The sequence below is a fragment of the Xenorhabdus lircayensis genome, from assembly GCF_016306625.1.
Classification (GTDB): domain Bacteria; phylum Pseudomonadota; class Gammaproteobacteria; order Enterobacterales; family Enterobacteriaceae; genus Xenorhabdus; species Xenorhabdus lircayensis.
Map to the genome: position 1 here is coordinate 1 of NZ_JACOII010000001.1, position 6,349 is coordinate 6,349.

At 50.7% G+C, this 6,349-nt stretch carries 10 protein-coding genes; 4 read left to right on the forward strand and 6 right to left on the reverse strand.

What is annotated here, in order from left to right; all coding sequences use genetic code 11:
* A partial coding sequence (locus H8A87_RS19620; RefSeq protein WP_232369969.1) for a tyrosine-type recombinase/integrase occupies nucleotides 1–499 on the reverse strand: 499 nt, incomplete at its 3' end.
* Between H8A87_RS19620 and H8A87_RS20130 the strand changes: the two genes are divergently transcribed.
* The gene (locus H8A87_RS20130) at nucleotides 488–622 is read left to right on the forward strand and encodes a hypothetical protein (RefSeq protein WP_269749502.1); all 135 of its coding nucleotides are present in this window, start codon (nucleotides 488–490) and stop codon (nucleotides 620–622) included. The two genes, H8A87_RS19620 and H8A87_RS20130, sit on opposite strands and share 12 nt — an antisense overlap.
* 42 nt (nucleotides 623–664) lie before the next feature.
* On the forward strand, nucleotides 665–841 hold the full coding sequence (locus tag H8A87_RS19625; RefSeq protein ID WP_232369970.1) for a hypothetical protein: 177 nt from the start codon (nucleotides 665–667) through the stop codon (nucleotides 839–841).
* An 82-nt stretch (nucleotides 842–923) separates the two neighbouring features.
* Here the strand turns inward: H8A87_RS19625 and H8A87_RS20135 are convergent, their stop codons facing one another.
* Nucleotides 924–1,055, reverse strand: coding sequence for a hypothetical protein (locus H8A87_RS20135; RefSeq protein WP_269749503.1), 132 nt, complete (start codon nucleotides 1,053–1,055; stop codon nucleotides 924–926).
* A 9-nt stretch (nucleotides 1,056–1,064) separates the two neighbouring features.
* Complete coding sequence (locus tag H8A87_RS00010) at nucleotides 1,065–3,731, reverse strand: CHC2 zinc finger domain-containing protein (RefSeq protein WP_198687996.1); 2,667 nt, start codon at nucleotides 3,729–3,731, stop codon at nucleotides 1,065–1,067.
* A gap of 129 nt (nucleotides 3,732–3,860) precedes the next feature.
* On the opposite strand from H8A87_RS00010, the gene H8A87_RS00015 reads away from it, so the two are divergent.
* Together H8A87_RS00015 and H8A87_RS00020 are read left to right on the forward strand one after the other, a co-directional pair.
* Nucleotides 3,861–4,205 carry a helix-turn-helix domain-containing protein gene (locus tag H8A87_RS00015; RefSeq protein WP_332460303.1) on the forward strand — a complete coding sequence of 115 codons (345 nt, stop codon included), beginning with the start codon at nucleotides 3,861–3,863 and terminating at the stop codon, nucleotides 4,203–4,205.
* Between the two features lie 75 nt (nucleotides 4,206–4,280).
* Entirely contained in the window at nucleotides 4,281–4,601 is a 321-nt protein-coding gene (locus tag H8A87_RS00020) for a SymE family type I addiction module toxin (RefSeq protein WP_198687998.1), read from the forward strand.
* Between the two features lie 124 nt (nucleotides 4,602–4,725).
* On the opposite strand, the gene H8A87_RS00025 is transcribed toward H8A87_RS00020, so the two are convergent.
* The 3 genes from H8A87_RS00025 to H8A87_RS00035 all read right to left on the reverse strand — a co-directional run.
* Entirely contained in the window at nucleotides 4,726–5,142 is a 417-nt protein-coding gene (locus H8A87_RS00025; protein ID WP_232369971.1) for a hypothetical protein, read from the reverse strand.
* A gap of 359 nt (nucleotides 5,143–5,501) precedes the next feature.
* Nucleotides 5,502–5,792: a hypothetical protein gene (locus tag H8A87_RS00030; RefSeq protein WP_198687999.1), complete on the reverse strand. Its 291-nt coding sequence runs from the start codon at nucleotides 5,790–5,792 to the stop codon at nucleotides 5,502–5,504.
* 13 nt (nucleotides 5,793–5,805) lie between these two features.
* Nucleotides 5,806–6,349 (reverse strand): RHS repeat-associated core domain-containing protein (locus H8A87_RS00035; protein WP_198688000.1); only part of this gene is annotated, 544 nt, incomplete at its 5' end.

Sequence of the window (6,349 nt, forward strand, 5' to 3'; positions counted from 1 at the left end):
CCAGACTGACATGCCCCAGTATGGCCTGGATATGCCGCGTATCTGCGCCATTCTCCAGCATCTGCGTCGCCATCGCATGGCGGAACAGGTGACACCCGCCCGGTTTTTCCACTTCGGCACGATGCAGGGCATTGCGCACTATCTGGGTCAGGCTGCCATCGGTCAGTGCCTTCCCCTGTTGTGAGACAAACAGGTAACCCGGATCTTTTCCCCAGACCAGACGCGGACGAACCTCCGCCAGATAGCTCTGTACCCACTGCTTCGCTGAGTTACCGAACGGGACGACCCGATCTTTGCGCCCTTTCCCCAGCCGGATAAATAACACGCCGCGCCCGAAGTCCACATCACCGGCCTGCGACCGCTGTAACTCTGAACGCCGGATGCCGCTGCTCCACAACATTTCCATGATGGCACGGTCACGCAGACCCAGCGGCGTGTCACTGCTGGTCATGGTCAGGATACGGGCGGTTTCTTCCTCGCTCAGGATATGCCTCGGCAACCCTTTATCTGTCCGGGGCAGTTCCAGATCACGGGCCGGGTTGTACAGCAGGTATTGCCGTTTGACCAGCCAGCCGAACAGCAGGCGCACATTAGTCAGTTTTTTCACGATAGTGCCTGCTGAGATGGGGTAACCCTGCTGGTTCTTTTGCGCGGACAGATAACGTTGCCAGCTTTCCAACTGGGCGAAGCTCACCTGTTACGCCGTGGTAATGCCCCGTTCCTCACACCAGCGGGCGAACTGCATGAGGTTGCTCTGATAATGTATCCGGGTGTCCCGCGTATAGCGCAGGGCATCAAGGTGTTCAAGGTAATGCTGGATGTGTTGTCTGAGCGTCAGTGATGCCATGATAAGCCTCCTGTCTGTGTGATAAGGGCGGTTACGATACGTTTCGTTAATCCCCCCGGAACGGTGTTTTTTGCTGTTACCCGACCGCTTTGCCGTAAGGCCCTGCTGTTCCTGCCTTTGCGGGGATTTCATACGCCCGACCGCCTGCCGACTGCACCCCGACCAGGGGGCGACCATTTATCCTTTTACCCCGACCGGAACCCGTCATACCTTCCTTTCACGGCACGATGAGGCCGCACAAGTGCGCCGTGTCACCGTCTTCGCCGTCAAACAGCAGTTCATAGGCGAACGTCAGCCCGCGCCGGTGCAGCAGCAGGTATTCCATTTCAACCAGCCGTGAGAGATGGATTTTGAGCTGGGTATCGCCCCATTGAACGGCATCACGCAACTGCTTGCGGGTAAATATCTGCTCGTGACGCGGCTGACCGCTTTCCCGTATCCAGGCCTGTATCAGCCTCAGTAATTTGCGCGTCTGCGGCGGCATTTCGTCCAGCGTCCGGCCTAATATCTCGTGGGCGAGCTGGTTCGCCAGCCGGATATCGTCCCTGGTCACTTCGATGTATTCGAGCACCTTGCCGCGATGCGAGGCCTGCTTGATTTCCCGCTGGTACTGGTGCAGCAGGGCTATACTCTGGATTAAGGTCAGGTATTTCATATGGTCACGGCGGGTACGGGTTTTGTCTGACATAAAGGTCAACTGGCTCGCGTAAGGATTGACCACATTGAGCGGCCTTAACAGCCGCTGGGCGTTCTGGTGCAGTTCAGTGAGATAGTCCCGCTCATTCTCAGCCAGCAGGCCTTCAAGGGTTTGTTTGTGGCGCTGCAACGCATGGATAGCTTCGGTCTGTTCACGGGATTCATTCACCGTCAGCACCAGACAGCGATTGAGCAGCTCTTCATCGACATCGATCGCCGTGGTGGTCAGCATCAGCATGACCGGGCCTTTCACCGTGTAGCTTTTGGTGACGAGGTTGCCGGTCGCTTCATCCTTACCGGTACTCGCCATCGTCAGCTCACCGTCACTTTGCAACAGCTTGAGTGCATAAGCCGCCTGCCGGACGCCTTCTTCTTCGGCGATGGCAAGGATTTTATGCGCCAGATTGGTTTCACCGAGATAAAACAGGCTCTGCCCTGTCATGGCGCTGTACTGGATGCGCTCTTCTTCCGGTATCAGATTTAGCACCGCATCCATTAATGACGATTTCCCGGCGGCGCTGCTGCTTTGTATCAGGACGGCTAAGGGTTTGGGCAGTTTGCGGCTCACGGCGGCCAGATAACCCGCTAACAGGTTGGTCGATTCACCGACAATCCCGCAGGCAGCTAAATCGGCGGTGATGCGATTGATAAGTTGGGGGTCTTTCAGCAAGGCTTCGGCGGCATGTTGCTCGTCCGCACTCAGGGACTGGGTGGCCGGTGTGGTTTCAGCAGCCATCCACGCCCGTTGTTCCAGCACCAGTAACACCCGCCCCAGCTCACGCTTAATCAGCGTTTCCGGCAAGGCCAGCTCCTGACTGGCCTGACGCACGAAGGCCAACCGGGCTCGGGCGCTCAGGATATCGACGCTGTCCACGAACAGCGCCCCGTTGTGTTTGTCGATTAACTGCACATTCACTTTCATCACCGTAGCGCCGGCTTTCTGATGTGCACCGCGTATCCGCCACTCCTGCCCGTCCTGCCGGACCACGATGTCCCCGTTGTCGGCGAGTGTCGTGACCACACCCGGCTCCGGCACTAAAGCCGCCGCCGGCACGGGTGCCACGATGCCCGGATTGTTGTCTGCCAGTGGCCTGTTTGCCGGTTCACCCAGCCATTGTGCCGCGTCCAGTAACTGGCCGAAGGCATTTTCCGGGTTGGCGACTTCGCAACTAAAACGATTGGCATCACAGCCTTCGGGGAACACGACCCGCCAGACATCCAGCCCGGCCAGTTGCAGCTCGGCCGCCAGTCGCGCCGCCGCTTCATTGCCCGCTTTATCATTGTCATAGGCAATATGCACTTGCTGTATCCCATGCTGCCGGAAGGCGGCACGGTGGGCATCGGTAAACCCGTGTACCCCATACGCGCAGGTCACATGACGAGACCCCGCACACCAGAACGACATCGCATCAATCAGCGATTCACACAAGATAACCGAGGCCGAACCGACCAACCCGGCTTCGTTCCAGACCCCGCCATGTGCGCCCGGCAGATACAGATGCAGCGGTGTGCCCGCCCGCAGGCGGTCAGTGATTTTGCGGCCATACATTTCCTGTACCTGCCCGTGTAAATCCAGCACCGGCACCACAAGCGACCCGCTGAAGTGTTCATGCCCGCTCTCACGCAGCAACCCCACCGCCTGAAGCCGGGCGCGGATCTCGGCGCCGGCTTTCAGTTTTTTCTCCGGCAACCGGTAACCGAGGGTGCGGTTGGCAAAACCCAGTTTAAACTGGCTGACCAGTTCGGGATGGTCAAGGCGGCGTTTTTTCAGGTATTGCTGGGCTTCCGGCGCATTGAGCAAGGTCTGGTGATAGAACTCAACCACCCGTAACAACAGCGCCTGTTGCCCGACTGCCTCCCGGATCAGTTCCGAATCATCCAAGAGCGGCTCAACGGCCGGATTGCTGCCCAGCATTGCCCGCAGCCGTTCGCAGGCATGGCGCAGGCTCAACCCCTCGGTTTTCATCACCCAGTCCAGCACTGATCCGCCCGCATCGCAGCCGAAGCAGTGATAGAGATTTTTGGCGGGGGTAATCACCATTGACGGCGTTTTCTCCTGATGGAACGGGCACAGCACCGTCATATCTTTGCCACGCTGGGTTAACTTCCGCCCCTGCTGCTCGATAACGGCAACTAACGAGACGGCGGCTTTCAGGTGTTGCAACTCGGCTTCCGGGATGCGAGCCATATCATGATCTCTATAAAACACGTCAAGATTCCATTACTCTTTTATTTAGTATCCGATAGGATACCAATATAAAGCAAGCACTTTTTAGGGGATAAAATGATGGCAAATTTCTCAGACTGGTTTAATTCAATGAGTATTGCTAACAGACTCATCGCCCTGCGCAAGAAAAAAGGCTTGTCACAACAGGCATTTGCAGATGCCATTGGGATTCACGTCACGCAGGTAAAACGCTATGAAGGCGGGGTATCGTTACCGTCGCTGGAAGCGATTAAAAAGATAGCGCAGACCTTGCGGGTGACGACGGATTCATTGATATTTGAAGATAAAGAGCTACAGCCTGATAGCGATTTGGCTCTACAGTTTCAGGCTATCAGCAACATGCAGCCGGAACAGCGGCAGGTGATTAAGGAAGTACTGGAAGGCATGATTATCAAGTATGAGGCTGAGCGCTGGTCTTCTAAGATGATGAAGTAAGCACATTAACGCAGCGTATTCGGGCGGGCACCCGAACACGCTGCTCACCATAAGCAACTATCGAGGAGTTGAATAATGGCTAAGGCGCATTCTAAGCAAAACCGCGCGGTAAATAAAGCCGCCAAAACAGAACGTTATTACACCGTGGGATACGTCCCGCAAAATGACAAAACCAAAGCACCGCCCGCGATCCACCTGAAAGGGCAATGGCTTAAGGCTGCCGGCTTTGAGATTGGCGGCTCGGTTACGGTGAAGATCATGGATGGCTGTTTAGTGCTGATCCCCGACAGTGACGAGACCAACAGCCTCAAACAGCAATACCAGCGCCAGCGCGAGCAAATCAGTGAAATTAAGCTGCGGATGCGGGAACTGATTGGGGATTATAAGGCAGGATAATGATAAAAAGCCGGAAGAGCACAAGGATCTTTCCGGCTTATTAAATATAATTTTCTAAAATAGTCCTTAGACTAAGACTTTAAAAAGACAAAATACGCCATATTAATAACTTTAACATTAAACTCTACTCAGAATTCCCCATAGCAAATTCAATAGCATGTTTTACTCGATAGAAATTTTTATTATAGTCTGTAAACTCAGAACAATTGAGGACTTCATTCAACTTATCTTCTCCTAGAATTTCTTTAATATCAGAAAACATAAATGCTAGGTCAGCTACATGATCATCACAAGAGTCTATCAAATCAGCGGATAAATAATAATTCTTCAAATAAGAAATCGCTCTTTCCGGAACGGAATTTAATAAAATCTCAAAGGCTTTTAAATGATATACTTTCAATTTAAGCAATTCTTCTAGATTATTCAAAAAAACCTCATCCAATTCAAAAGACTCTGAATCTGAGAGTTGACTGATACTTCTTTTCAATTCACCGTGATTCTTAATAAAACTGTCCAATACAGCAGGGAAATTATTTGTCATATTCTCATTCTCCTATATTAAATAAATATCTTTAACCTTCCAGCCTATCCCCTCAAAAAATGGGCTGTTTCCTTCATACTATCATCACTAGATAGATAATGGTTAACCACTTTTAATGTCATTCACAAAGGATATTTTCGTTTCAGCACCCTAAGGGTTAAAGGCGGAAAACCAAAGACATGATTTCCTACACTCTGGATATGACTATCGCGCAGGAGACAATTAAGTACCGAATACACGACTTGATTGTGGATGATAAGGAAAGGTAATATAAATCACCGGCAAATTTATTGTACCGGTGATTTATTAACTGAAGTAATATCATAAAATTGAGCGATATTCATTCAGTTTTATTGTCATTATTTTTTGTATACTATAGATGTATATTCTGGCGTTTCCTCTGGTATATTTCGATACAACCTCTTTTCATCATCTCGCCACCAATATTCTTGGTATTCTTCTGGCTGTTTATATTCATATATCGCTATAACGCCTAGCAATCCACAGGGAGTATTCCCCATAAAATCCCAACCATTCTTCTCTGCACAATAAGCTTGCAATTTTTTATCATACCAAACTCTATATCCTTTTTTATCAAGAATATTAAGCGCTGTATTATAAACATTTGTATATTCTGATAGTGCCGGCATAGTTCCCCCTTTACTATTTCTTTAAAATTTTAATTGCCTCAAAAGGTATTTCACCTTTAAACAGGACTTCCTCGGCTATCTTCGCATTCTTTCTAGCTTCGAGACTTCCCTCTCGCATAACTGCCTGCATTACGTTGTTATGATCTATATATTTAGCACCCAATTTAACTGCTTTTTTTACATCTATTGCAATTACCCCATTGCCACTAGTATATCTTTCAGCGGCACGAGTGGATAAGGCTGCTGAGATATGACCAGTATTAACACCCTCAACATGGGCCGCAATCGAACCACCTACACCTTTAGGCATCAGATTTAGCCCTTGCTCAAGTCTAAGTGCATCGTCAGGTGTAAGTTCCCGATAAACAAGCTGACACTTTTTAGAGTTTAGCCCAAGCGGATCGATCCAACTGGTTGGGTTAAGGACGTATGAATAGGGATTAAAACCACCTTGTAAGCCAATTGGATCCGGAGTCAGATAACAACTGACGACCGGCGAATAATACCTAAACCGATTGTAGACCAGTCCGCTCTCCTCATCCAGCCACTGACCGGCA